Source organism: Falsiroseomonas sp. RANM36, assembly GCF_056682175.1.
Map to the genome: position 1 here is coordinate 227,786 of NZ_JBWXTD010000005.1, position 2,417 is coordinate 230,202.

The 2,417-nt window shown below is 76.0% G+C and carries 2 protein-coding genes; one reads left to right on the forward strand and one right to left on the reverse strand.

All coding sequences use genetic code 11. The features are described 5' to 3' along the window. A partial coding sequence (locus tag AC1MIR_RS19020) for a Bug family tripartite tricarboxylate transporter substrate binding protein (RefSeq protein WP_480029758.1) occupies positions 1–807 on the forward strand: 807 nt, incomplete at its 5' end. A gap of 69 nt (positions 808–876) precedes the next feature. On the opposite strand, the gene AC1MIR_RS19025 is transcribed toward AC1MIR_RS19020, so the two are convergent. Further along, positions 877–2,334: a Ppx/GppA phosphatase family protein gene (locus tag AC1MIR_RS19025; RefSeq protein ID WP_480030225.1), complete on the reverse strand. Its 1,458-nt coding sequence runs from the start codon at positions 2,332–2,334 to the stop codon at positions 877–879. Positions 2,335–2,417 lie beyond the last annotated feature (83 nt).

Genomic DNA, 2,417 nt, shown 5'->3' on the forward strand with positions numbered 1-2,417 from the left:
GGGCGCCGGGGGGCGTGGCTACGCCTGTCTCGCGGGCCGATCCGGGGGGGCGGGCGGGACGCCCCGCTCACGGCCGCGGCGACGCCGGACGGCGGCACCCTGCTGCTGGGCGCGACGAACAACTTCGCGATCAACCAGTTCCTCTACCGCGCGATGCCCTTCGACCCGGCCACGGAGCTGGCGCCCGTCTCGATCGTCGCCGACGTGCCCTCCGTCATCCTCACCAACGCGCGCCAGCCCGCGGCGACGCTGCAGGAGTTCGTCGCCCTCGCGCGGTCACGCCCGGGCGCCTTGAACTTCGCGTCCCCCGGCGCCGGCTCCACGCCGCATCTCGGCGCGGAACTGCTGGCACGGCAGGCCGGCATCAGCATGCTGCACGTGCCCTATCGCGGCGGCGGCGAAGCTGCGACGGCGCTGCTGCAGGACCAGGTGCAGCTGTATCTCGTGGGCTATGGCGTCGCGCGGCCGCTGATCGAAGGCGGCGGGCTGCGCCCGTTGGCGGTGGCGAGCCCGACCCGCTTGCCGGCGCTGCCGCAGGTGCCGACGACGGCGGAGGCAGGCTTCCCCGGCGTGCTCGTCAACAACTGGTGGGGACTCGCCGGCCCCGGCGGGATGCCGGCGCCGCAGCGCGACGCCTTGTCCGGCGCCGTGCGCGAGGCCATGGCGCGGGGTGAGCTTGCCCAGCGGCTGGAGGCGCTGGGTTTCGTGGTGGTCGCGGGCACGCCCGAGGCGATGGCGCGGACCATCCGCGAGGATGCCGCGCGCTGGTCGGCCGTGATCCGGGAACTCGGCATCACGCTGCAGTGACGGGGAGGTGCCGGCGGGCGCCCTGCCTGGAGCATTTTCAAGCGTGCCCGGCCATCAGGCGGGACGCGATCAGTCCGCCCTGACCTCCACCGTCGCGGTCAGGCCCATCGCGCCGGCCAGCGCATCCAGCCGCCGCTGCACGCTCTCCCCGGCGAAGACGCCGCTGCCCTCCCGCAGCGCGAGGCGAAGCTCGCCGCCGATCCGGCGGAGTTCCGTGCCGCCGAGCAGGGTCGGCGCGCCGCCCGAGAGGGTGAAGGCGAGCCGCAGCGCGGCGCCCAGCACCTCCGCCCGCTTCAGCGCCGCGGCGTCGAGCAGCGCGCGCGCTGCGGCCAGGAAGGGCGCGTCGCTGCCGGTCTCGTAGCGCAGCGCCACCACCAGGGCGAGGAAGGCACGCTGGTGGTGATCCACGCCGACGCCGGGCTGGCGCAGCACGCGGTAGAAGGCGTGCTCGCCGCGATAGTCGGGATGGTCGTGGCTGCCGATATCGGCGATCCAGCACGCCGCCTCGCGCAGCAGCGCGGCATCCGCCGCCTCCTCCGGGAAGAGCGGGTCGGTCCAGGCGCGGAGCGCCGGGGCGAGGTCGGCGTCGCGGCCGAAGCGCGCGGCCAGGTCGCGGCCGGCGGCAAGCAGCGGATCCTCCTCCCGCACGGCGCGCGGCAGCAGGCGCGCGTACCAGCCCTCGCGCAGGCCGTTGGCGCTGAACACCACGCGGCGGGCGCCGGTGGCGCGCAGCAGCCGGCGCAGCACCACGGCGGCGAAGGGCATGTCCTGCAGGCGCTTGGCGGGCGCGCCGGGCATGCGCTCCAGCGTCTTGCGGTTCGCCTGGGCCACCACCCCGGCGAGGTCGCGCGCCTCCTCCCGCGTGATGACGTAGTGATGCACGATGGAGAGCGGGTAGCCGGTCTGCATGATGTGCATCCGCGCCAGCGCCCGCCAGGCGCCGCCGACGAGATAGAGGTCGCGAGCCTCGCCGCGCTTCAGCCAGGGCACGCGCGCGAGGTCGGCCTCCACGATCGCGCGCGCCTTCGCCGCATCCGACCCCGCGCGGTCGGCCAGGCGGATGGCGCCGAGCGGCAGCGACTGGATCGCGCCGGGCTGGCCGCGGTCGAGCTCGACCAGCTCGAGAGAGCCGCCGCCGAGATCGCCGAGCACGCCGTCGGCGCCGGCGAAGCCGAGCAGCACGCCATCGGCCGAGAGCGCGCCTTCCTCCGTGCCCGACAGGATGTGGATCGGGATTTCGGGCAGCCGCGCGCCGATGGCGGCGATGAACTCCGGGCCGTTCTCGGCGTCGCGCGCGGCGGCGGTGGCGAGGATCTCCACCGGCTCCGCATCCATCGCGGCGGCGATGGCGGCGTAGCGCGCGAGCACGGTGATCGCCGGCGCGACCGCCGCCTCGTTCAGCCGCCCGGTCTGCTGCAGGCCGCGGCCGAGGCCGAGCACCGCCTTCTCGTTGAAGACGGTCAGCGGGTTCCGCGAGACGCCCTCATAGACCACGAGGCGGACGGAGTTGGAGCCGAGATCCACCACGCCGAAGCGGCGCGGCCGGTCGCGGGGCCCGCGGGGGGGGGGCGGCCGCGGCGGGGGGGGGGGGGGGGAGCGGCCGCGGGGGC